We start from the raw sequence: 23094 nt of genomic DNA, 5'->3' as shown, positions 1-23094 counted from the left end.
CAGACCGTGCCGATCAGTCTGGTTTCCATCGTCCTCCCCGTGTACAACGGTTTGCCCGATCTGGACGACCAGCTCGAGGCCATCGCCGCACAGGACTACACGGGCGATGTCGAGCTCATAATCAGCGACAACGGCTCGAGCGATGGCCTGCGCGCACACCTCGAAGAACTGTCCCTGCCTCTGTCGATGCGTAGGGTCGACGCCTCCGCCAAGCGTGGAGTGTCGTACGCCAGAAACGTCGGAGTGAAAGCCGCACGCGGTGACATCGTGGCCGTCGTCGACCATGACGACGTCGCTCATCCGACGTGGCTGACTGCGATGGTGCGTGCGCTCGACAGCTTCGACGCCGTGGGCGGCGCACTGGAAATCGAATCCCTCAATTCGGCGGACGTGGCGGAGTGGCGAAATGTACCGCCACCCGGTGCTCTGTTTTCCACTGCCTACCTGCCGTACGCGCCGGGCAGCAACTTCGCAATGTGGCGTGAAGTTTTCGAGAAGGTCGGAGACTTCGACGAGGACCTCATCGGCGGTGCCGAGGACGTCGATTACTCGTGGAGGATTCAGCAAGCGGGATTGACGCTCGGACATGCCGCCGATGCGTTGGTCGCTTACCGCATCAGAACCACTGTCCGCCGATCGTTCGTGCAAGGCCGCGCCTACGGGCACACGTCCTACCAACTGTCGACGAAGCACCGTGCGGCGGGCTGCCCGCACCCGTCGTCGTTCGTCCGGATCCCCGTACATGCAGTGTCGATCTTTTATCTTGCGACAGTTCGTAATCCGTGGCTACCGAAATTACTGAGACCGATGCCCGTCGGTCTGTGGGCTCACTACATCGGGATTCACTACGGCGCACTGCGGATTCGAGTGACGACGCTGGGCCGACGACAGCGACCGAGCGTCCGATGACCCGCAAGACAATCGACGCGATACGCGAGGAGACTCTCGCCGTCCTACGGACTCACGCGGCACCGGGAGATCGTGTGGCTCACTTGGATTTTCCGAATCATTACAACGCCGGCGACTCGCTCATCTACGCCGGCGAGGTCGAGTATTTGAAGCGGTTGAACGTGCACGTCGACTACGTGTCGGATCCGTTCACTCACAACCATGCTCTTCTCGAGGAACGAATCGGTGACGGGACCCTGTTTCTGCAAGGCGGGGGAAATTTCGGTGACCGGTGGCCGATCGACCAAAAATTCCGTGAAACGATCGTTGCGCGGTTTCCTCGCAACAAGATCGTCTGCCTCCCCCAGAGCATCGACTTTGCCGACACCGACGCCCTTACGCGGACCGCAGCCCTGTACGCACAGCACCCGGATCTGACCCTGATGCTGCGTGAAAAGCGTTCGTACGAGTTGGCGCTCGCCCATTTCCCGAGCAACCGCGTCGAATACTGTCCGGACATGGCGTTCGGTGCCGACATCGCTCGAAGCACCGAAGGATCTGCTGTGGACGTCGTGAAACTCCTGCGCGCCGATTCGGAAAGCCTCGGCCACGCGGCGGTGAACATCGACGCCTCGTCCGTGCACTACGACTGGGGCCTACGCGGAACGGATCTGGCGATCTCGACGGCGGTGATGCTGCCGACTCTGATTGCGCAACGTTTCCCCAGAACGAATCGGCTGCTCTACCCCGCTCTCCTACGCTCGTACGAGCAAACAGCCAAGCTCAACCTTCGTGTGGCGCAACGCATTCTGAACCTTGCGCCCGTTGTCCTCACCGATCGACTGCACGCTGCCGTACTGGCCGCAATGATGGGTAAGCGTGTCGTGGCGATGGACAACGCGAACAAGAAGGTCTCCAGCATCTACGACGCCTACCTGCACCGCTTCGACAATGTCCACTACGCATCGAACTCCGACGAGGCTGCCGAGTTGGTTCGGCAGGCCGTGTCCGACTGTCGTGGATGAACGCTGCTTGCACCGCGCGGAAGTTCAGAAGGGGTAGCGGCCCTCGGCCCAGGCGCGAGCGGCGGGAGGTTCCACCGCCTCGACAGGTTCACCGTCGCGAAAGTACTGCGTGTGCAGAATCCGACCCTCGTCGACCGCTTCCTGCCACGCCTTAGTGGGGCCTTCGCCGAACCAGAGCCACGGGGTGATGTCGTCCATGATCACGACCGATTCTGCGGTAGCGAGCGCACGTAGATCGTCGAGGTCTGTGCGAGCCCCCTCCACCGAGTGGTCTCCGTCGATGAAGATGACGTCGAACCGCATGTCCGGATGTTCCTTCGCATAGGCCGCGATAGTGGTGTGCGAGTCACCCTGAATCAGCGTGTGTCGGCCCGGAAAGTGTTCGTCGATATGGACTTTCGCGGCGTCGCTGTAGGCATAGGCGGCCAGGTCGAACGACACGACGGTCGTGTCGGTCGATGCGTCGAGGAACGCCCAACTCGAGAAGCCGGCATTGAACCCGACCTCACAGATCAGCTTCGTACTCGGCCGTGCCGCAAGCGAAGACAAATATGCCTGCTCCGCCTCGTCGGCTCCCCGCTCGAAAGGTTCCCCAGCAGTGGCGGTTCGGTGCACCAATGCCTCGAGTTCCTGCAGACCCATTCACGTTCTCCTATCGTCTGATTCGGAGCGTAGTCAGCATCGGTGGGCGGCGCAGACGACGACGCCCCACTCGCAGATCACGCCACCACGGACCTGTTGGATCTTCCGTCACGGCGAGGGTCCCGTGAGCCTCGTTGTCCCCCCGGGACCCTCGGTCTACCGAGCGTGCTCGCTCAGTCGACGACAGAACGAACGATCTCGGCGATACGCTGCGCCGTAGCGTCGTCCACAGTCTCGAAATACCACGCCGCCGGCATCAATTGCCCGTCCGCACCACCGGCAGCGTGAAATGCCGCCTTCTCGGTGATGGCCAGATTCAATCGATCGTCGTTGCGCAGTGTCACAAGCGCCGGCGTGCTCGCCGACTTCGCGTAGGCGGGCATTCCGTACCAGATCCGCGGCTTCAACGTGGGGGCCGCGGACACGATGATGTCGTGCACACGCTGCATGACCGAACGCCGCGGTTCCTCCATCTTCGAGATCTTCTCGATCACCTGAGTCAGGTTCTTCTCGTCCTTCGACGACATGTCATGTCCTTTCGTCAACCGATGTCGGGCATCGGCGGAATGAAGATGGCGCATTTCTGCGCCGCACCCCATCCGGACATGTCCTGAGCTGGTCAGGCCTCTCCTCGATGATTCACGTGGTTGCCACGTGGAAGCGCAGTCGGTGGCGCGTACCACCGCGGTAAGAATATCCGACCTGCGGTCGTACTGCGCCACCGATTCGGCGGATTCGTCGCTCTAGACGTTGAAGCGGAACTCCACCACATCGCCGTCGGACATGACGTAGTCCTTGCCCTCGATGCGTACCTTGCCTGCAGCCTTGGCCGAGGCCATGGAACCCGCGGCGACGAGGTCGTCGAAGGAGACGATTTCGGCCTTGATGAATCCGCGCTCGAAGTCGGTGTGAATGACGCCCGCTGCCTGAGGTGCGGTGTCACCACGATGAATGGTCCACGCGCGAGCCTCTTTCGGGCCTGCGGTGAGGTAGGTCTGCAGGCCCAAGGTGTGGAAGCCGGCGCGAGCCAACGCGTCGAGACCGGGCTCGGTCTGTCCGACGGATTCGAGCAGTTCCGCTGCCGATTCCTTGTCGAGTTCGAGCAACTCGGATTCGATCTTGGCATCGAGGAACACGGCGTCGGCGGGAGCAACGAGACGCGCGAGCTCACCGATCTTCGCGTCGTCGGTGAGCACCGACTCGTCGGCGTTGAAGACGTAGAGGAACGGCTTGGTGGTGAGCAGCTGGAATTCACCGAGCAGCTCGAAGTCCAGCTTCGCCTTGGCAGAGAACAGCGTCTTGCCGTCGTTCAGCACAGCCTGCGCTGCCAGCGCCGCGTCGAGTGCAGGCTTGCGATCCTTCTTGATCCGCACCTCTTTCTCGAGGCGCGGGATGGCCTTCTCCAGGGTCTGCAGATCTGCGATCGCCAGTTCTGTTTCGATGACCTCGATATCGGCGGTCGGGTCGACGCGACCGTCGACGTGCACCACGTCGTCGTCGGCGAAGACACGAACGACCTGGCAGATGGCGTCGGCTTCACGAATGTTGGCGAGGAACTTGTTGCCCAGACCTGCGCCCTCGGACGCACCCTTGACGATGCCGGCGATGTCGACGAACGACACCAGCGCAGGCACGAGCTTCTCCGAACCGAACACCTCGGCCAGCTTCTCGAGCCGGGGATCCGGCAGCGCGACCACACCGACGTTGGGCTCGATGGTGGCGAATGGATAGTTCGCGGCCAGCACATCGTTGTTGGTCAGTGCGTTGAAGAGGGTGGACTTGCCGACGTTGGGCAGTCCGACGATTCCGAGGGTGAGGCTCACGGTCTATGGAGTCTACTTTGACGACACCACCAGCTCGGACAGTGCCCGGCCAGCGACGAGGCCGGGCACCCTGGGAGCCGACACAACCACGTCAGCGCGGCACGATCGGGATCGGACTCTGTGTCCACGCCCGCGATGCGAAAAACCTGAGTCATGTCGAGGTCAAGTGTCGGGACCTAGTACGAGTTCGCGACGACCAGTGCAATGAAGGCGAAGTACAGGACCATCAGGACGACGAATATCCCCAGCGACAGTTTGCCGAAGAACCCGGCACGATTCGACGAATAGAGCGCGCCCTGAGCGTCCCCCATCATCCACAGCGGATGCACCTTCAGTGCGTGATTGAAGGCCGGGATGGCCAGCGGCCAGAAGAAGATGACGGCGACGACGGCCCATCCCGCATTGGACGACGGCAGAGTCGGTGCCTGTACATAGGACTGCGCTGCCGGATAGGGCTGCTGGAACTCCGACTGCTCGTACGGATTCGACATGACCATTTCCCCCGATTGTTCGATGACGGACAGCTAGTAGGACGCCGCACCGACGCGTCGGGTTCCATCGAATCGAATCCGGTCGATCTCGAGTTCAGGTGGTGATTGCCGAATTGGGGTCCCAGCTCGCCAGGATCGACAGGATCTTGGCGGTGCTCGACCCGTCCTCGACCGTGTAGACGATGAGACTCTGCCCCGGCTCGCTGGGCGAGGTCAGAAACTCGATACCGAATTCGAGGGTCCCCGCCGCCGGATGTTGGATGATCTTGGTTGCACGTTCGAATTCACGGACCTCGTGGTCACTCCACCATTGCTCGAAACAAGTTTCGGTGGAACGCAATTCGTCGATCAACGCAGTGAGCACACCGTCCCCGGGTCGACGGGCGAGGTCGCGGCGCAGATTGGCGACCGCGGCGGCCGCGAACTGCGACCAGTTGACGATTCGCTCGCGGGCGATGGGATTGCGAAACAGATAGTCGAACAGCGAGTCTCCGGCCGACGACGGCAGACTCAGCACCGATCGAACCAATGCGTTGCTGGCCAGGATGGTGCCCGAGCGTCCGAGTAGCAGCACCGGAACGTGATCGAGCGTCCTCATCACTTGGAGCAATCCCGGATCCGGTCGCTCGGTGGCGTCATCGACGGATCCGGCGGGAGATGCAAGGTCGAGCAGATGAGCCGACTCCACCTCGTTCAACTTCAATGCCCGAGCGATCGCTCGCAGCACCTCGATCGACACGTTCGCCTGCCGACCCTGTTCGAGTTTGCTGTAGTAGTCCGGGCTCACTCCGGCCATCGCAGCAAGTTCTTCCCTCCGCAGTCCAGGCACTCGTCGGGCACCGGGATACGTGTGCAGTCCGGCCTCGATCGGGGTGATGCGGTCGCGCCGATCACGCAGAAATGCGCTGAGGGCGGACCTGTCGTTGCTCACGAATTCCACAGTAGCGACACCGATGGTTGCCAGCCTGGTCATGTCAGACCTAGGTCGAGTGACGCCTGGTTGGCCGTGTTCAGCGTCCGTAGACATGACGTCATGACTTCTTCTGCATCACAGCGACTTTCCGGACGAACCGCCGTCATCACCGGATCCACCAGCGGTATCGGTGCCGCCATCGCCTCGACTCTCGCCGCGCACGGAGCATCGATCGTCGTCAGCGGCCGTGACACCGCGAAGGGTTCGGCGGTGGTCGATGGAATCTCCGCGGCTGGCGGTGCCGCGAGTTTCGTGCCGGTGGACCTCGCCGGCAGCTACCAGGACATTCGCGACTTCGCTGGGGCCGCCACCGAAGCTCTGAAAGGTCGCGTGGACATTCTGATCAACAACGCCGGTATCTATCCGGCCACCGCGACCGCCGACATTCCCGACGACCAACTCGACGCCATGCTCGCCGTCAACGTACGGGCCCCGCACGTGCTCGTCGGTGAATTGGCACCGGCCATGGCCGAGCGTGGGAGCGGCACCATCGTGAACATCGGGTCGTGGATGGCCACGATGGGGAGCCCGTTCGCCGCGATGTACTCCGCAACCAAGGCCGCCGACGAACAACTCACGCGCAGTTGGGCTGCCGAATTCGGTCCACGCGGCGTGCGGGTCAACGCCCTTGCACCCGGTGCGACGCTGACGCCGGGCAACGAGGACGCGCGGGAGGTATTGGATGCCATGACGGCTGGAACGCCTGCAGGCATTGTCCTTTCACCACAGGACATCGCGAACGGTGTGTTGTTCCTGGTCTCCGACGACGCCGCGATGGTGCACGGCACAACGCTCTACGTCGACGGCGGTATCTCGGTCACCCGCGGATGAACGCGCGTACCGAAGACCGCTACTGAGCTGAGGTCTTCAGCGTCGAGGTGGCCTCGGCCAACCGAGTGACGGCGTCCCAATCCTCCTGCGCCACGGCCGAACCCGGAGTGAGCCACGATCCCCCGACGCAGCCGACGTTCGGCAGGGCCAGGTACGTCGACGCATTGGCGGTCGAGATTCCACCCGTCGGGCAGAAGCGTGCGGCCGGGATCGGCGAGTGGATCGACTTCAGGAAGTTCGCCCCGCCCGACGCCTCGGCCGGGAAGAACTTGAGCTCGGTGTAGCCGGCTTCGAGGAGGGTGAGCACCTCGGACACCGTTGCAGCACCGGGCAAGTGGGGTAGCCCGGTGTCTCGCATGGCTTTGGTCAATCCCGAAGTGCAGCCCGGCGACACCAGGAACTGAGCGCCCGCATCTGCGGCCTGCTTGGCCTGGCCGGGAGTGATGATGGTGCCGGCACCGACGAGGATGTCGGGGACCTCGGCGGCGATGCGCTCGATGGCGTCGAGGGCCACCGGTGTCCGCAGGGTCAGCTCGATGACGGGCACTCCGCCCGCCACCAGGGCGCGGGCGATCGGAACGGCATGATCGAGGTTCTCGATGACGACGACGGGGATGACGGGGACGCGGTCGAGCAGAGATGCAGTCACGTTCTTACCTTCTTCTGGAGTTACGGGGCTCAGCGCATGACGAACATTGCACCCTCGTCGGCCGGGCCGACGAGCGCACGCATGCCCGAGAACAAGTCGCGACCGGTGCTGGACCACTCGTCCTTGCCCAAGGCTCGGCCGGTGACCGGCCGTGCCTCGAACTCGTCGAGCGGTACGTCGATCGACAGTGTGCCACCGAGGGAATCGAGAGTGATGATGTCACCGTCGAGAATTTTCGCGATCGGTCCCCCACTCGCGGCCTCGGGCGTGAGGTGAATTGCCGCAGCGACTTTGCCGGAGGCACCGGACATTCGGCCGTCCGTGATCAGCGCGACGGACCGTCCCTTGTCCTGCAGAATTCCGAGAGCCGGGGTGAGCTTGTGCAACTCGGGCATACCGTTGGCCTGCGGGCCCTGATAACGCAGCACGGCAACGAAGTCGCCGTCGAGTAGCCCTGCGTCGAATGCCTCGAGGAAGTCGGCTTGATCGTCGAACACTCGTGCCGGTCCGGTGACCACGCGATGTTCGGGTGCCAGTGCAGAAGTCTTGATGACGCACTTGCCGATCGCCCCGGTCAGCATCTTCAGTCCGCCGTCGGCGCTGAACGGCTCGTTCGCGCCTCGTAACACGGTGTCGTCGTGGCTCATCCGAGTACCGTCCTGCCACATCACCCCGTCGCCGTCGAGCTTCGGCTCTTGCGTGTAGCGCCGTAGACCCTGCCCGGCAACGGTTTTCACATCCTCGTGCATCAACCCGGCGTCGAGCAGAGACCCGATGACGAACCCGAGTCCACCGGCCGCGTGGAAGTGATTCACGTCGGCCTTGCCGTTCGGGTAGATCCGGGCCATCAGCGGCACGACGGCCGACAGATCCGACAGGTCCTGCCACGTCAGCGTGATTCCGGCGGCTTTGGCGATGGCGACGAGGTGCATCGTGTGGTTGGTCGAACCACCGGTGGCGAGCAACGCGACGCAGCCGTTGACGATCGACTTGACGTCGACGACCTCCCCCACCGGAGTGTAGTTGTCGCCCATCGACGTCAGACCGGTGACGACGTGCGCCGCCTCGCGGGTCAACGCGTCGCGCATCGCGGTTCCGGGGTTGACGAACGACGATCCCGGCAGGAGCAGGCCCATGACCTCCATGAGCAACTGATTGGAATTGGCCGTTCCGAAGAACGTGCAGGTGCCACTGCCGTGATACGACGCGGCCTCGGCGTCGAGCAGAGCCTCGCGCCCCACCTTGCCCTCGGCGTAGAGCTGGCGCGCTTTTGCCTTCTCCCCGTTGGGGAGTCCGGACGTCATCGGCCCAGCGGGCACGAACACCGCAGGCAGATGACCGAAACTCAGTGCGCCGATGAGCATTCCGGGGACGATCTTGTCGCACACCCCGAGCATCAGGGTGGCGTCGAACATGTCGTGGGACAACGCGATTGCGGTCGACATCGCGATGATGTCGCGGCTGAACAGCGAGAGCTGCATGCCGTCACGGCCCTGCGTGATGCCGTCGCACATGGCGGGAACTCCACCGGCGAACTGTGCGATGCCGCCGGCGTCGATGACCGACTTCTTCAGCACGGCGGGGTAGGTCTCGAACGGCTTGTGTGCCGAGAGCATGTCGTTGTAGGCGGAGACGATCGCGATGTTGGGCTTCACCATGCCGCGCAGGGCCTGTTTGTCGGCCTTGCCGGAGGCTGCAAAGCCGTGAGCGATATTGGCGCAGGCGAGGCGGCCACGGGCCGGGCCTCGATCCCCGGCCGATGCGATTCGCGCGAGGTAGGTGGTGCGGTCGGACTGGCTGCGGTCTGCGATGCGGTCGGTGACCTGACGCAGGACCGGATGGAGTGTGTCCATGATTATCTCCGATGTTCGGTCTCTCATCACTAACCCTAAGGCCCATTAGGTCGATCGACAACCCAACTTATGCTTTTCAAAGTTATAAGTGGCACTTCTTAGGCTGTTGCCGTAAAAGTTGCCAGTTGGTTGAATGGCGTCTATGTCCATGCCGCGCCTGAGCGCTCCACCTGCGACGGCAGGTGAGGTTTTCGCTCTGATTCGCGACGGAGAAGCAGCTACTCGTGCCGAACTCGGCCGAATCACCGGACTCTCACGGTCGGCCGTCGCCTCCCGCGTCGCCGCGCTCACCGAGCTCGGCCTGGTCATCGAAACCGAGGACACGCACTCCACCGGCGGTAGACCCCCGGCGAGACTGTCCTTCGACATCGACGCCGGTGTGGTGCTCGCCGCCGCGATCGGACGCAGCCGCTCCCAACTGGGCGTGTTCACCCTCGGCGGCGAGTTGCTCGCGAGCGATACCGTCGATCAGGAAATCGGCGTCGGCCCGGACGAGCTGATGCCGCAGATCACCAAGCGCTTGCAGGCATTGCTCGACGAATCGCACCGAACCGACCACCGCATCCTCGGCGTCGGACTGTCCATCCCCGGCACCGCTGACACCGACCGAGGGTGCAGCCTGGACTCGCCGATCATGCACGGCTGGGACGGAGTGCCGCTGGCACCGTTCTTCGCCGACACCACGTCTGCTCCGGTCTTCCTCGACAACGACGCCAACGCGATGGTGCTGGCCGAACGTCGAGACAATCGAGATCGCTTCCAGAACGCCCTACTCGTCAAGGCCTCGACCGGGCTCGGTGCCGGAATCGTCGCGGGCGGCGCATTGCAGCGCGGATCATTGGGCGCTGCAGGCGAATTCGGCCACACCAAAACTGCAGCCGCGGCAGGCGTCGCGTGCAGGTGCGGCGACAGCGGCTGCCTCGAAGCCATCGCGGGCGGCTGGGCTCTGGTGCGCGCACTCAACGAGCAGGGCCGCGAAGTGGGCCACGTTCGCGGCGTCGTCGATCTCGCGGTGAGCGGTGACCCCGAAGCGCGCAGGCTCATTCGCGACAGCGGACGCCATATCGGTGAAACTCTGGCCGGTGCCGTCAACCTGCTCAACCCCGAGGTCCTCATCGTCGGTGGCGACATGGCGAACGCATACGACATCTTCGTCGCCGGCCTCCGCGAGACCGTCTACGGAAACGCCACCGCGCTGGCCACCAAGGCCCTCACCATCCAGGCCACCACCCACGGTGACCTCTCCGGGGTGATCGGCAGTGCGGCGCTGGTGCTGGATCAGGTGCTCAGCGCCCGGGCCGTCGACGACGCACTGGGCGGCTGACCGCGGGCATCGTCGCCGCGATTGCCGCTCGTCGCACTCCAGCGACCGCCGGGCGCACCGCGATGCGTCGATTCGAGGACGCACACCGGCGGCCCACATAGGGTGATCGCAGTCACACCTGCGATCCTGGAGACCCCACACATGTCACTGAAAGCGGCCGACGAACCACACGTCGAATTGCTGAAGACAGATCCCGACCTACCGCCGGTCGGCGTCGTCGAGTCACATCCGATGACCCCGATCAAGCGCCTGATGCTCGTCGCCATCGGCATACTCGGCGGTGTTGCGTGGACGATCATCGCGATCGTCCGCGGAGAGAATCCCAACGCCGTCTGGTTCGTCATCGCCGCGGTGTGTACGTACATCTTCGCTTTTCGCTTCTACGCCAGGCTGATCGAACGAAAGATCGTCTTCCCACGCGACGACCGCGCCACTCCTGCCGAGATTCTGGAAAACGGCAAGGACTACATGCCGACGGACCGTCGGGTGCTGTTCGGCCACCACTTCGCCGCGATCGCCGGAGCAGGCCCGCTCGTCGGCCCCGTCCTCGCCGCTCAGATGGGCTACCTGCCCGGCACCATGTGGATCATCATCGGCGTCGTGTTCGCCGGTGCCGTACAGGATTTCCTGGTGCTGTGGATCTCGACGCGTCGCCACGGCCGCAGCCTCGGCCAGATGGCCCGCGACGAACTCGGAGTCGTCGGCGGCACCGCCGCCCTGATTGCAGTGTTCGTCATCATGATCATCCTCATCGCGGTCCTCGCACTCGTCGTCGTCAACGCTCTCGCCGAAAGCCCGTGGGGCGTCTTCTCCATCGCACTGACCATTCCGATCGCACTGTTCATGGGCGTCTACCTGCGCTTCCTGCGGCCGGGCAACGTCACCGAAGTCTCACTCATCGGCGTCGTCCTGCTGCTGCTCGCCATCGTCGCCGGCGGTTGGGTTGCCGAGACCGACTGGGGCACCGACTGGTTCACCCTCTCCAAGGTGACCGTCGCCTGGCTGCTGATCGGCTACGGCCTGCTCGCCTGCATCCTGCCGGTGTGGTTGCTGCTCGCCCCGCGCGACTACCTGTCGACGTTCATGAAGGTCGGCACCATCGCCTTGCTGGCCGTCGGCATCCTCATCGCGCGTCCCGAGATCCAGATGCCCGCAATGACGAGCTTCGCCACCGAGGGCAACGGCCCGGCGTTCGCAGGCTCGCTGTTCCCGTTCCTGTTCATCACCATCGCCTGCGGCGCGCTGTCGGGCTTCCACGCTCTGATCTCCTCCGGCACCACGCCGAAGCTGCTGGAGAAGGAAAAGCAGATGCGCATGATCGGCTACGGCGGCATGCTCACCGAGTCGTTCGTCGCCATCATGGCGCTCATCACCGCCTGTGTTCTCGATCAGCACATCTACTTCGCGTTGAATGCTCCTTCCACGCTGACCGGTGGCACCCCGGAAACTGCAGCGACGTACGTCAACGGATTGGGCCTCAGTGGCGGCGACATCACCCCGGCCGAATTGAGCCAGGCGGCAACCGATGTGGGTGAGGAAACGATCATCTCCCGCACCGGCGGCGCACCGACACTCGCGTTCGGCATGTCAGAGGTACTGCACCAGGTGTTCGGCGGCGAATCGCTCAAGTCGTTCTGGTATCACTTCGCGATCATGTTCGAGGCACTGTTCATCCTCACCACGGTCGACGCAGGCACCCGCGTCGCACGCTTCATGCTCTCCGACAGCATCGGCAACCTCCCCGGAGCCTCGGCCAAGAAGTTCAAGGATCCGTCGTGGCGCCCCGGCGCCTGGATCTGCTCGCTGATCGTCGTCGCAGCCTGGGGCGCAATCCTTCTCATGGGCGTCACCGATCCACTGGGCGGCATCAACACCCTGTTCCCGCTGTTCGGTATCGCCAACCAGCTCCTCGCCGCCATCGCGTTGACGGTGGTGATGGTCATCGTCGTCAAGCGCGGCCTCTACAAGTGGGCGTGGATTCCCGGGGTTCCGCTGGCGTGGGACCTGATCGTCACCATGACCGCGTCGTACCAGAAGATCTTCTCCTCCGTCCCGGCCATCGGCTACTGGACGCAGCATTCCCAGTTCCGCGACGCCAAGGCGCAGGGCCTGAGCGAGTTCGGCAGCGCCAAGACCCCCGAGGCCATCGACGCCGTCATCCGCAACACCTTCATTCAGGGCACGCTGTCGATCATCTTCGCGGTACTGGTCCTGGTCGTCGTGTTCGCCGGAGTATGGGTGTGCATCAAGGCAGTTCGAGGAGACAACCTGCCCGACAACGAGGAGCCCGAGGTGCCGTCGAAGATCTTCGGCCCCACCGGCTTCGTGCTCACCCCGGCCGAGAAGAAGATCCAGGCCGAATGGGACGAGCTGATCGAGGCGGGCACCGTCCGTCGCCCCGGATCGGCGCACTAGATGCGCGGACTGTGGTGGTGGATCACCTCGGTGATGGGCGATCACGATTACGACCGCTACGTCGCCCATCTGGCCCGCCACCATCCGGATCAGGAACCGCCCACCGTGCGGCAGTACTGGAAGGACAGGCACGCGGAGGCGGACCGGAACCCAGGAGCTCGATGCTGCTGACACGGTGATGTCCGATTTCCGCTAGCACCGAAGAGTCCGCGCTGACACAGTAGGTGCATGAGCAGTGAACGGCAGGTGCAAGAACTGGACTTCGATCGGTGTTATCGCGCGGTCTCCTCGCGTGACGCACGGTTCGACGGCCAGTTCTTCACCGCCGTCTCCACCACCGGCATCTACTGCCGACCCTCCTGCCCGGCCCGCACACCCAAGCCGGGCAACGTCTCGTTTCTCGCCACCGCAGCGGCGGCGCAACAATCCGGCTACCGAGCCTGCCGCCGCTGCCAGCCCGACGCCACCCCCGGTTCCCCACGCTGGAACATCCACTCGGACCTCAGTTCTCGTGCCATGCGGCTGATCTCCGACGGAGCCGTCGAACGCGGTGGCGTCGACGGCCTCGCCAGCACCCTCGGCTACTCGACCCGGCAGTTGACCCGAGTGCTCACCGCCGAGGTCGGTGCAGGACCGCTCGCGCTGGCCCGCGCGCACCGCGCCCACACCGCCCGCACACTGATTCAAACCACCGACATGTCGATGGCCGACATCGCCTTCGCGGCCGGCTTCTCCAGCGTCCGGCAGTTCAACGACACCATCAAGGAAGTCTTCGCCGTCGACCCGTCGACATTGCGTCGAGAAGCGCACCGCACTGCCGTACCGACCGCGGGCGGAACCGTCACCCTGCGCTTGCCGTACCGCCCGCCACTCGACCGCGGCTGGATCGAGTGGTTCCTGCGGGGCCACGTGGTCGAGGGCATCGAATCGTTCTCCGAGGACGGCGAATACGTGCGATCTCTGAGCCTGCCGCACGCCGCCGGGCTCGTGGCACTACGGGTGATGGACGGATTCGTCAGCGCCGCAGTGACATTGCAGGACATGCGCGATCTGGCTCCTGCCGTCGCCCGCATCCGACACCTCCTCGATCTCGATGCCGATCCACTCGCCGTCGACGACGCACTGAGCGCAGACCCTCAGTTGGCACCGAGCGTCGACGCCCACCCGGGTATCCGCGCCCTGGGAGTGGTCGACGGCGCAGAGATGTTGCTGCGCACAGTGATCGGACAACAGATCTCGTTGAAGGCCGCGGCCACCCACACCGCCCGACTCGTCGACGCTCTCGGTGCACCACTCGATCTCGGCAACGACACCGTCACCAGACTGTTTCCCGAACCTGCCGTCATCGCCGAACGAGGCCACGAGGTACTCACCGGACCTGCCGCCCGGGTCCAGACCGTCATCCGCGTCGCCGACGCCATCGCGTCGGGAACCGTCGTGCTCCATCCTGCGCGAGAAGGGCCGGAACTGGAGCGAGAACTGCTCGCGCTCAAAGGAATCGGACCCTGGACCGCCCGATACGTCGTGATGCGGCTGCTCGGCGATCCCGATGTTCTGCTCGATACCGATCTCGTCGTCCGCCAAGGCGCAGAGGCTTTGGACGTTTCGTTGAAGAATTCGCAGCGCTGGGCACCGTGGCGTTCGTACGTCTCGATGCACCTGTGGATCACCGCATTGGAAAGAAGACAGCAATGACTGCCACCGCCGCCACCCAGGACACCCCGATAGGCCCGTTCACCACCATCGTCGACGCCGATCAGCGCGTTGTGGCATCCGGGTGGACCGCCGATGTCGAAGAACTCCGCGTCCTGATCCACCCGACGATGCGCCCCGACAGCGTGCGCACGGCGGCCGATCTCGGCGATGTGACGCGCGCCGTCGAGAGCTATCACCGCGGTGAACTGACCGTCATCGACTCCGTTGCCGTCGCGCAACGATCCGGCGAATTTCTCATGCACGCCTGGGGAGTTCTGCGCACTGTCGAACCCGGTGCGACGGTGACCTACTCCGAGTTCGCAGAACTGTCGGGTAGACCGGCAGCCATCCGTGGTGCTGCGTCGGCATGCGCGCGCAATGCGGCTGCACTGTTCGTGCCGTGCCATCGGGTGGTTCGAATCGGCGGGGCCCTCGGCGGTTTTCGCTGGGGCCTGCCCGTCAAGGAATGGCTGTTGGCACACGAGGCGGCCTGAAAGGCCTCGCCTTGGACGGCGGTGACATACAGCTGGGCCTACCGAGACGTTATGGTTCTTCACGATCCGCCATCCGCCGAATGTGAGGAAGCCACAGTGACCGAATCGGCAGTGCCCGGCAGTCCGTCGAAGTCCACGACGTCCGGCAGTGATCGTGGTGACCTCATCGGGGTCGGCGGTATGTGGCTGGCCAAGTGGTCGCTGATCCTCATTGCGATCGCAGCCGGGGCGTGGGTGTTGGGCTGGCTGATCGGGCAGTTCTGGGTGATCCTGCTGCCGGTCCTGCTCGCCGTCATCGTCGCGACGGTGCTGTGGCCGCCGGCCAAACTGATGATGCGTCTGGGATTTCCTCCCGCCCTCGCCGCGTCGGTATCGCTCGTGGTGTTCTTCGTCGTCATCGGCGGCATCATCACTCTGATCGTTCCGTCGGTCGCCGAGCAGGCACCGGAGCTGGTAGACCAGGCATCGGGCGGTATCGCACAGGTACAGGACTGGTTGAAGGGGCCGCCGCTGAACATCGGCGACGACCAGATCGACTCGGCCGTGTCGGCGATCGTGTCGCGGCTACAGGACAGCGGGGAGGTCATCGCCACCGGCGTGTTCACCGGCGTATCCGCCGCCGGCTCGCTGTTGGTCACTCTGGCGTTGGTGTTGGTGTTGACGTTCTTCTTCGTCAAGGACGGACCGAAGTTTCTGCCGTGGTTGCACGGGTTCTCCGGTGGCCGCGCCGGAACCCATCTGGGCGAGGTGCTCTCACGGATGTGGGCGACCCTCGGCGGATTCATCCGAACTCAGGCCATCGTCAGTTTCATCGACGCATTCTTCATCGGTCTCGGGTTGGTCATTCTCGGCGTTCCGCTGGCGCTGGTGCTGGCGACCCTGACGTTCATCGGTGGCTTCATTCCGATCGTCGGAGCGTTCGTCGCCGGCGCACTCGCTGTGCTGGTGGCCCTGGTTGCGAACGGGCTGACCACTGCACTGATCGTGCTCGCCATCATCGTCGCGGTACAGCAGTTGGAAGGCAATGTGCTGCAGCCGATCCTGCAGAGCCGCAGCATGAACCTGCATCCGGCGATCGTGCTGCTCGCCGTGACGGCAGGCAGCTCACTGTTCGGCATCATCGGCGCGTTCCTGGCCGTCCCGGCTGCGGCGGTTGCGGCCGTGCTGATCCGGTACCTGTCCGAGCAGATCGATGCGCGCTCGAACGAACCGGACCAGGACGAGCTAGAGGACAAAATCCCGCCGCCCGACGGGTTGACCGAGGAGCAGGCCGGCCTCGACGAGGAGAAGAACTCCGACAAGAAGGACTCGGGTCAGGAAGCCACTACCTGAAGCGTGGATCCGGTGCGCTCCCGCTTGACGTAGAGGCGACTGGGAATGCGCTGACGCATCTCGTCGACGTGACTGACGACGCCGACGACGCGTCCGCCCGCACGTAGTTCGTCGAGAACCGCCATCACCGATTCGAGGGTGTCGGCGTCGAGCGTGCCGAATCCTTCGTCGATGAACATGGTGTCGAGGACGACACCACCGGATTCGGCAGCCACGACATCGGCGAGGCCCAACGCGAGCGAGAGCGACGCGAGAAATGCCTCACCGCCCGACAGTGTCTTGGCCGAGCGCACCACACCGGTGTAGTCGTCCCTGATGTCCAGTCCGAGACCGCCCCGTTTGCCGCGGACGCCTGCCTCGTCGGAGTGCACGAATTCGTATCGTCCCGAGGACATTCGACGCAGCCGCGCGGATGCGGACTCGGCGACATCCTCGAGTCGAGACGCGAGGACGTACGAGCGCAACGACATCTTGCGTGCATTCTGTCCCCGGCCTGCCACCACGTCCGCCAGGTTGGCGAGCTCGTCGAATTCCGCACGTTGCGGCGCGATGGCCTGGGCCGCGGTGAACAATTCGGCGATCAACCGTTCCAGATCGTCTGCGCGCCTTCGACATTCCGCCACCAACGCAGCGGCGACCCTGACTTCGTCGTCCATCTCGGCACACGCCTGCTCCAGCGGGGCCAGATCCACCGGCGGCCGACCGGCCACGTCCACGATGGTGGGCTCGCGCAGCACGTGCTCGGCATGCGCACGCGTCTCCTCGGCGGTACGCAGCTCGGTCTCGAGCTGCTCGACGCGGTCTGCGGTCAGGACTGCCCCGGCGGCGGCGTCGACGGACTCGAAGTTCGACGCCTCCACCCGACGGTCCAGTTCTGCTGCCAGCGCATCGGCCCGCGCAGTGGCGTCGAGCCAGGCGATGCGCGCTTCCTGAATTCGCCGGGCACCGTCGATCAACGCTTCTCGCTCCGCGATTCGGTCTGCCAGCGACGCGCCCTCGTCCACTTCCTCGGCCACCGACGCACGCATCTGCGTCAGCGATTCCTCGGTGGCCGCGATGCGCTCGTCCACGGCACTCCGCGAGGCAACCAGGTCGTGGAGCGTGACCGTCAGCGCGTCCGACTCGCTCCGCAGGCGATCGAGCTCAGCGGTTGCCGGTTCGACATCGGCGGCACGCGCACGCGCGTCCTGCACTGCGGTGGTCGCGGCATCGAGCGTCTGGGCCGACTCCGCAGCGGAGGCCCCACCGGTGCGGTCGTGCAGCAGATCCACGTCCCGTTGAGCTCGAGCGACAACCGCGACCGCCTGATCGAGCACGGCAGCGGCCTTGCGTTCTGCGGCAGCGGCCTTGTCTTCCTGTGCCTTGGTCACCGTCGACGTCGACGTCGCAGCGGGATACGGGTGCACCTCCGATCCGCACACGACGCACGGCTCGCCCGCCTCCAGACGGGCCGCCAGCTCGGCGGCCATCCCGTCGAGGCGTCGCTCACGGAGATCGAGCAGGTGCTCCCGGGCGGTGTTGTGCGCTGCCCGGGCGCTGTCGCGGGCACGTTCGGCCTCGGCCAGAGTCGCACGTGTGCGTACCAGTTCGAGAGCCGACTCGGCTGCCGCGCGGGCCCGACTGCAGCGCTCCTCTAGGCCCGGCAACTCCGCCACAGCCGAGGCGGCTCGTGCCATCCGTGATTCGACCGCTGCGATCTTCTCGGGCATCGAGGCCTGCGATTGCCCGGTGCGTTCGATCGCCGCTGCGGTAGTACGTTGCTGCGCACGATATTCGACGAGGGTGCCGTCGAGTCGGTCGGCCTCGCGGGCGAGACCGAGCAGCGACTGCAACCGCGCGACGTCGGTGGTCCAGTCACGCACGAACTGTGCAACGACCGTGCGCTCGTCCGACGGATCCGCCGGCGCAGGTGGCCACTGCAACGCAGTGTGAAAGCGTCGACCCTCCCCCGTTGCCGGCAGCGCACGCTCCGCCGCCGCGAGTGAGGAGGTCGCGGCCTCGGCCGTCTGGCGGGCGAGACGGAGGTCTGCGGCAGTGGCCGCGATCGGTCCGGCGGCCGCGGAATCGGCGAGCTCGGTTCTGCGCGCAGCTCGCGCCGTCTCGCCCTCCCGATACTGCACGAGCTGCGCCTCGGCGAGAGCCCGACGACGCTGCAGATCGAGAACGGTGGTGGCCTTCGTCAGAGCTGTCGACGCACGCCGAGCTGCCGCATCGATCAGCACCGCCCGACCTTGCGCGAGAGTCCGATTCTGCCGGGCATCGGCCAGGACGTCGGCCGCCCACTCGAGCGGGTCCGGCTGCTCGCCGTCCTCGCCCGCGGGCTCGGGTATCCCCGATGCCTGCGACACCCGGCCGAGCATGATGTCGATGGCGTGGTGAGCGTCCGCGAGTTCGGCGGCCAGCTCCCGGCGGCGCTGCGCGAACCACTCTTCGACATCACCGAATCGGCCTGTGTCGAAGAGCCTTTCGAGCAGATTGCCGCGTTCGTCGCTGTCGGCTCGGAGGAATCGCGCGAACTCACCCTGCGGCAACAGCACCACCTGGAAGAACTGGTCGGCACTCATTCCGAGCAGCGCGTTGACGGCGTCACCGATCTCGTTGAGCCGGGTGAGGTTCTGCCCGCGGCCGTCGAGCCAGGTGAGACTGGCTTTGGCGTGCTGCTTGGTGGTGCCCGTGCTGCGGAGCTTGGGCCGCAGGAACTCCGGACTGCGCACTATTCTGATGCGTCGCCCAGCGAGTGTCGCCTCCAACGTGACCTGTGGCACCGCGCCTTTGGCTGCGTGATCGGACAGCAGTCGCTTGCCTTCACGACGAGCTCCGGGCACTGTTCCGTACAGCGCGAACGCCACGGCGTCGAGCACCGTCGTCTTGCCTGCTCCGGTCTGCCCGTGCAACAGGAAGAGCCCGTCGGCTCCCAGTGCGTCGAAGTCCACCGTCTCGGTGCCCGCGAAGGGGCCGAAGGCGGTGATCTCGAGTGAATGCAGTCTCATGCAGCACCGCGGTCGGCGGTGGTGGCCGTCCCGCGGATGGCCTCGGTCTCGCGATGCACGGAGGCCAGCGCGCGAGCCAGGAGCCCGGACTCCGCTGCCGTCGGCACGCTGCGCATGTCCGTCACGAACGAGGTGGCGATGTCGAGATCGCTACGGCCGCGCACACGGTCGCGGTAGCGAAGCTCGCCGGATCCCTCGGGGCGACGCCATTCCAAGTGGATCGCGTGCGGGAAACGCTGCTGCAACAAGCGCATTGCGTCGACCGGACGTACCTCGTCGGTGAGCACAGCGGAGACGTAATGATCTTCGTACTCGCAATACGCTGCGTCCGTTGTCAATTGCTCGACCGTGCCTTCGATGCGGGCGAGTCCGCGTACCACCGGCAGGTCGACTCGCTCGACGGTGCCGAGCCCGTTCGCGTCGAGATCGAGAATCCATACCGCCTTGCGATGCGACCGCTCACCGAAGGAATAGGGCAGAGGGGAACCGGAGTACCGCACTCGATCGGTGAGGGTCTGGGGCGAATGCAGGTGCCCGAGCGCCACGTAGTCGACCCCGTCGAACGCCGACGCAGGCGCAGTTTCGATACCGCCGGAGGAAATCGACCGCTCCGAGCCGGTCGCCTCACCGCCGACGATGAACGCGTGCGCGAGTACGACCGAGCGATGATGTTGTCCCGCTTCGTTTCTCGTCGCGAGATCACCCCGGATCCGATCCATGGCAGCGCTGAGCACCTCCGCGTGCGTCCGCGCGGTGGGAACGTCGAGCTCGGCCCGCGTCGTCTCGGGCTCGAGGTAGGGAATGCCGTAGAACGCAACGGAGCCGTGCTCGTCCTCGATGACGACCGGGGTGGCGACGTCGCCCACCCGCGTCATCAGATGCAGCCCTCCCGCCGAGGCGAACGCGGCACCCGCGCCCAGCCGAGCGGGTGAATCGTGGTTTCCCGACGTCGCGACGATCACCGCGCCTGCCGCTCTGATCGCCTCGAGTCCGCGGTTGCAGACCAGGACGGCATCGGCACTGGGAACAGCGCGGTCGTAGATATCGCCCGGCACCACCACCACATCGATCGATTGCGCCGCAACCAGTTCCGCGATGGACTCCAGCACAGCGCCCTGATCGGCCAACAGGTCGACACCGTGAAAGGTGCGACCGATGTGCCAGTCCGAGGTGTGCAGAATTCTCATGCGTTCGACGCTATCGGGAACCACCGACAAACTCCTCGAGGCGCCTCGGCCTGTCGGACGTGAGCTGCGGTGCATGCCGTCGCGAACCGAAGTTGTCGGTGCCGTCCTGCATCATCTGGTCCATGAACATTCTCACCGCGTTCGGCCTGCTCGTCGCTCTCGGTATCGGGGCTGTCGTCGGCTGGTTGTTGCACGCCTCGCGGGTGGGCGACCGTGCCGTTCGAGCCGAAGCCCAGCTGGCCGCGCTCCGCGAGCACGAGGGCATGCTTCGGCAGTCGTTGAGTGCGGTCAACGAGGATTCCGCGCGACGCAATTCGACCGTGATCGGCCAGCAGGTCTCACACCTGGTCGAGCCGCTGCACGACGCCGTCGATGCGCTCTCCGAGCACGTGCGCCAGGTCGAGCACAATCGCATTCGGGCGTACGCGGGATTGTCCGAGCAGGTCACCGGGATGCATCGAGCGTCGATGCATCTGTCCACCCAGACCGGTCAGCTGGTCACGGCATTGCGTGCACCGCAGATCCGGGGCCGGTGGGGCGAGATCCAGCTCGAGCGGGTCGTCGAACTCGCGGGCATGGTCAAGCACTGCGATTTCGACACGCAGGTGAGCAAGGACGGCATCCGACCCGACATGATCGTGCGTCTCGCCGGCGGTCGACAGATCGTCGTCGACGCCAAAGTGCCGTTCGCGGCGTACCTCGATGCCGCCCAGGACGAGGATCCCGCCGCGCGGGAGAAGAATCTGCGACGCCACGCCAAGCAACTGCGCACTCACATCGACCAGCTGGCCGACAAGGCGTACTGGCAGGCGTTCGAGCCGACGCCGGAGTTCGTTGTGCTGTTCGTTCCCGGCGACCCGTTTCTCGACGCGGCCCTGACCTCGGACACCGGCATGCTCGAGTACGCCTTCGGCAGGAACGTGATCCTGGCCACCCCGACCACCCTGGTCGCGTTACTACGAACCGTTGCCTACACGTGGAAGCAGGAGTCGCTGGCGGAGGACGCTGCGCGCATCCAGCAACTGGGACGCGAGCTGTACACGCGAATCGGTGTCGTCTCGACACACCTGGACAAGCTCGGTGCCCACCTCGGCAAGGCCGTGGAATCCTTCAATTCCACCGTCGGGTCCGTCGATACCCGGGTGAGCGTGACGGCGAGAAAGTTGCACGAACTCGAGCTGTTCGACGCCGATCCGGTGGACATCGCCCGAGTGGACGAGCGACCCAAACTGTCCGATTCGTCCCGCTACCGGCACGACTTCGGTCATGTCAGCGATGCAGTGGGCTGAACAACGGCTAACCTCGGGGGGTGTCTACCTCCCAACGTGCCCGCTCCGGGGTACCGCTGGATCACCGATCCATCCTCGCGACCCTGCCCGGCGTTCCCGCATGGGGTGCCGTCGCGATCGCCGCGGGACTGACCTTTCTCGGATTTCTGATCGATGCCGCACGCGGTACCGAGCTGACCGGTGCGTTCGCGTTCATGTACGTCCTCGGCTGCATCGCCGGCGTCCTTCTCGTCCGCTTCCGTGGACTGTTCACCGCGATGGTGCAAGCCCCGCTGATCCTGTTCGTGGCCGTGCCGCTGTCGTACCAGTACTTCACCGACAACGCAGGCACCAGCCTCAAGGACATCATCCTCAACGTGGCCATTCCGCTGGTCAACCGGTTTCCGCTGATGCTGCTCGGCACCCTGGTCGCCGTCGGACTCGGAGTCCTGCGCATCGTGCTCAAACGGCAGAACACGCATGCCCCCACCCTTCGACGAAGCCAGAAGGCCGAGGGCACTGTGCGACGCAGCCCGAAGCCCAGCGACGACAAGCCCACCAGAGCACAGCGTCGAGCACAGGAAGAGCGCCCCGAACGCTCCCGCAGGCGCGCAGCCGATCGCAGCACCGACTCCGCGGCCGAGGCGACCGACATCGTGCCCGGGCCGTACGTCGGTCGCAGAAGCACCGATCCTCGCCCGCGTTCGACCCCTCGCACCGGCTCTCGTGCTGCGGCAGATCCCACCGTGAGCCCCCGGCGATCGTCTACCCCGACCTCGGCACCGCAGACTCGATACTCCGCCGAGGCCCCGCGTCAGGACCACAAGCCCGAGCACCAGAAGCCTGAATACCCACGAACGCAGTATCCGCAGGCAGAGTCTCGTCGAGCGCAGTCCCGTGAAGCACGTGATGCACAGCGGCCGCAACCGTCCGAGTCGCGTTTTGCGCCGGAGCCTCGCTACTCGGCAGAGCCGCGGTATTCGACCGAACCTCGTCGCGAGCGATCGACTCGGGTCAACGCTCCGCGGGAGGCTGCCGATCCGTACGGCTCCGGAGCTCGGCCGGTCCTGACTCCTCGGACGAGCGCCCCCGCTGCCACCGACTACACCGCCGGAAACGGCCAGGGCAGCCATTCTCTGCCTGCCCCGCGCCGGGACGACATTCCCCCGCACCCGGTGCCGAAGGTTCGCTACCGCGACCGTCACAGCGACTAG

Annotated in this window: 20 protein-coding genes; 11 read left to right on the top strand and 9 right to left on the bottom strand. The window is 65.1% G+C overall.

The window, feature by feature from the left end:
• The first annotated feature begins 6 nt into the window (after window positions 1–6).
• Complete coding sequence (locus CH283_RS03210) at window positions 7–909, top strand: glycosyltransferase (RefSeq protein WP_094641211.1); 903 nt, start codon at window positions 7–9, stop codon at window positions 907–909.
• Window positions 906–1913, top strand: a complete 1008-nt coding sequence (locus tag CH283_RS03205; RefSeq protein ID WP_094641209.1) for a polysaccharide pyruvyl transferase family protein — start codon at window positions 906–908, stop codon at window positions 1911–1913. Before CH283_RS03210 ends, CH283_RS03205 begins: the two co-directional genes overlap by 4 nt.
• A 24-nt stretch (window positions 1914–1937) precedes the next feature.
• Here CH283_RS03205 and CH283_RS03200 read toward each other — a convergent pair whose 3' ends face one another.
• The 5 genes from CH283_RS03200 to CH283_RS03180 form a co-directional block, all read right to left on the bottom strand.
• Window positions 1938–2555: a class I SAM-dependent methyltransferase gene (locus CH283_RS03200; RefSeq protein WP_094641207.1), complete on the bottom strand. Its 618-nt coding sequence runs from the start codon at window positions 2553–2555 to the stop codon at window positions 1938–1940.
• Window positions 2556–2728: 173 nt separating this feature from the next.
• Complete coding sequence (locus tag CH283_RS03195; RefSeq protein WP_068052898.1) at window positions 2729–3082, bottom strand: DUF1801 domain-containing protein; 354 nt, start codon at window positions 3080–3082, stop codon at window positions 2729–2731.
• Window positions 3083–3298: 216 nt separating this feature from the next.
• Window positions 3299–4378 carry a redox-regulated ATPase YchF gene (gene ychF, locus CH283_RS03190; protein ID WP_032386277.1) on the bottom strand — a complete coding sequence of 360 codons (1080 nt, stop codon included), beginning with the start codon at window positions 4376–4378 and terminating at the stop codon, window positions 3299–3301.
• A 176-nt stretch (window positions 4379–4554) separates the two neighbouring features.
• Window positions 4555–4869 (bottom strand): CD225/dispanin family protein, encoded by a 315-nt coding sequence (locus CH283_RS03185; RefSeq protein ID WP_255183061.1) that lies wholly within the window; start codon window positions 4867–4869, stop codon window positions 4555–4557.
• Window positions 4870–4963: 94 nt separating this feature from the next.
• The gene (locus CH283_RS03180) at window positions 4964–5800 is read right to left on the bottom strand and encodes a helix-turn-helix domain-containing protein (RefSeq protein ID WP_094641530.1); all 837 of its coding nucleotides are present in this window, start codon (window positions 5798–5800) and stop codon (window positions 4964–4966) included.
• Window positions 5801–5902: 102 nt separating this feature from the next.
• Between CH283_RS03180 and CH283_RS03175 the strand changes: the two genes are divergently transcribed.
• Window positions 5903–6673 (top strand): SDR family NAD(P)-dependent oxidoreductase, encoded by a 771-nt coding sequence (locus CH283_RS03175; protein ID WP_094641203.1) that lies wholly within the window; start codon window positions 5903–5905, stop codon window positions 6671–6673.
• Between the two features lie 19 nt (window positions 6674–6692).
• Here the strand turns inward: CH283_RS03175 and eda are convergent, their stop codons facing one another.
• A complete protein-coding gene (gene eda / locus CH283_RS03170; protein ID WP_094641201.1) occupies window positions 6693–7322 on the bottom strand; it encodes a bifunctional 4-hydroxy-2-oxoglutarate aldolase/2-dehydro-3-deoxy-phosphogluconate aldolase in 630 nt (209 codons plus the stop codon).
• A gap of 29 nt (window positions 7323–7351) precedes the next feature.
• Complete coding sequence (gene edd, locus CH283_RS03165; RefSeq protein WP_094641199.1) at window positions 7352–9175, bottom strand: phosphogluconate dehydratase; 1824 nt, start codon at window positions 9173–9175, stop codon at window positions 7352–7354.
• A gap of 142 nt (window positions 9176–9317) precedes the next feature.
• Between edd and CH283_RS03160 the strand changes: the two genes are divergently transcribed.
• The 6 genes from CH283_RS03160 (at window position 9318) to CH283_RS03135 (ending at window position 16435) form a co-directional block, all read left to right on the top strand.
• Window positions 9318–10499 carry an ROK family transcriptional regulator gene (locus CH283_RS03160; protein WP_094641197.1) on the top strand — a complete coding sequence of 394 codons (1182 nt, stop codon included), beginning with the start codon at window positions 9318–9320 and terminating at the stop codon, window positions 10497–10499.
• Between the two features lie 141 nt (window positions 10500–10640).
• Entirely contained in the window at window positions 10641–12914 is a 2274-nt protein-coding gene (locus tag CH283_RS03155) for a carbon starvation CstA family protein (protein WP_094641528.1), read from the top strand.
• On the top strand, window positions 12915–13085 hold the full coding sequence (locus CH283_RS03150) for a YbdD/YjiX family protein (protein WP_094641195.1): 171 nt from the start codon (window positions 12915–12917) through the stop codon (window positions 13083–13085). It abuts the gene before it with no gap.
• Window positions 13086–13142: 57 nt separating this feature from the next.
• Complete coding sequence (locus CH283_RS03145) at window positions 13143–14609, top strand: DNA-3-methyladenine glycosylase 2 family protein (protein ID WP_094641193.1); 1467 nt, start codon at window positions 13143–13145, stop codon at window positions 14607–14609.
• Window positions 14606–15103: a methylated-DNA--[protein]-cysteine S-methyltransferase gene (locus CH283_RS03140; RefSeq protein ID WP_094641191.1), complete on the top strand. Its 498-nt coding sequence runs from the start codon at window positions 14606–14608 to the stop codon at window positions 15101–15103. The genes CH283_RS03145 and CH283_RS03140 overlap by 4 nt, the downstream gene beginning before the upstream one ends.
• A 51-nt stretch (window positions 15104–15154) precedes the next feature.
• Entirely contained in the window at window positions 15155–16435 is a 1281-nt protein-coding gene (locus CH283_RS03135; protein WP_082898946.1) for an AI-2E family transporter, read from the top strand.
• Here CH283_RS03135 and CH283_RS03130 read toward each other — a convergent pair.
• Entirely contained in the window at window positions 16417–19425 is a 3009-nt protein-coding gene (locus CH283_RS03130) for an AAA family ATPase (RefSeq protein WP_094641189.1), read from the bottom strand. The two genes, CH283_RS03135 and CH283_RS03130, sit on opposite strands and share 19 nt — an antisense overlap.
• Window positions 19422–20612, bottom strand: a complete 1191-nt coding sequence (locus CH283_RS03125) for an exonuclease SbcCD subunit D (protein ID WP_094641187.1) — start codon at window positions 20610–20612, stop codon at window positions 19422–19424. The genes CH283_RS03130 and CH283_RS03125 overlap by 4 nt, the downstream gene beginning before the upstream one ends.
• A gap of 122 nt (window positions 20613–20734) precedes the next feature.
• Between CH283_RS03125 and CH283_RS03120 the strand changes: the two genes are divergently transcribed.
• Window positions 20735–21901 carry a DNA recombination protein RmuC gene (locus CH283_RS03120; protein ID WP_068052870.1) on the top strand — a complete coding sequence of 389 codons (1167 nt, stop codon included), beginning with the start codon at window positions 20735–20737 and terminating at the stop codon, window positions 21899–21901.
• A 20-nt stretch (window positions 21902–21921) separates the two neighbouring features.
• Entirely contained in the window at window positions 21922–23094 is a 1173-nt protein-coding gene (locus CH283_RS03115; protein WP_176460386.1) for a DUF6542 domain-containing protein, read from the top strand.

Origin of the sequence: Rhodococcus sp. 05-2254-2 (assembly GCF_002259095.1) — a bacterium.
Lineage (GTDB): Bacteria > Actinomycetota > Actinomycetes > Mycobacteriales > Mycobacteriaceae > Rhodococcoides.
This window is presented reverse-complemented; position numbering and strand designations above follow the sequence as displayed.

Excerpts from the sequence above, each read along its gene's own strand:
- CH283_RS03140 (WP_094641191.1), top strand. The coding sequence starts at position 14,606 with ATGACTGCCACCGCCGCCACCCAGGACACCCCGATAGGCCCGTTCACC.
- CH283_RS03195 (WP_068052898.1), bottom strand. The coding sequence starts at position 3,082 with ATGTCGTCGAAGGACGAGAAGAACCTGACTCAGGTGATCGAGAAGATC.
- CH283_RS03155 (WP_094641528.1), top strand. The coding sequence starts at position 10,641 with ATGTCACTGAAAGCGGCCGACGAACCACACGTCGAATTGCTGAAGACA.
- CH283_RS03135 (WP_082898946.1), top strand. The coding sequence starts at position 15,155 with ATGGTTCTTCACGATCCGCCATCCGCCGAATGTGAGGAAGCCACAGTG.
- CH283_RS03130 (WP_094641189.1), bottom strand. The coding sequence starts at position 19,425 with ATGAGACTGCATTCACTCGAGATCACCGCCTTCGGCCCCTTCGCGGGC.
- CH283_RS03175 (WP_094641203.1), top strand. The coding sequence starts at position 5,903 with ATGACTTCTTCTGCATCACAGCGACTTTCCGGACGAACCGCCGTCATC.
- CH283_RS03160 (WP_094641197.1), top strand. The coding sequence starts at position 9,318 with ATGTCCATGCCGCGCCTGAGCGCTCCACCTGCGACGGCAGGTGAGGTT.
- CH283_RS03125 (WP_094641187.1), bottom strand. The coding sequence starts at position 20,612 with ATGAGAATTCTGCACACCTCGGACTGGCACATCGGTCGCACCTTTCAC.
- CH283_RS03185 (WP_255183061.1), bottom strand. The coding sequence starts at position 4,869 with ATGTCGAATCCGTACGAGCAGTCGGAGTTCCAGCAGCCCTATCCGGCA.
- CH283_RS03120 (WP_068052870.1), top strand. The coding sequence starts at position 20,735 with ATGAACATTCTCACCGCGTTCGGCCTGCTCGTCGCTCTCGGTATCGGG.
- CH283_RS03145 (WP_094641193.1), top strand. The coding sequence starts at position 13,143 with ATGAGCAGTGAACGGCAGGTGCAAGAACTGGACTTCGATCGGTGTTAT.
- edd (WP_094641199.1), bottom strand. The coding sequence starts at position 9,175 with ATGGACACACTCCATCCGGTCCTGCGTCAGGTCACCGACCGCATCGCA.
- CH283_RS03205 (WP_094641209.1), top strand. The coding sequence starts at position 906 with ATGACCCGCAAGACAATCGACGCGATACGCGAGGAGACTCTCGCCGTC.
- CH283_RS03200 (WP_094641207.1), bottom strand. The coding sequence starts at position 2,555 with ATGGGTCTGCAGGAACTCGAGGCATTGGTGCACCGAACCGCCACTGCT.
- CH283_RS03150 (WP_094641195.1), top strand. The coding sequence starts at position 12,915 with ATGCGCGGACTGTGGTGGTGGATCACCTCGGTGATGGGCGATCACGAT.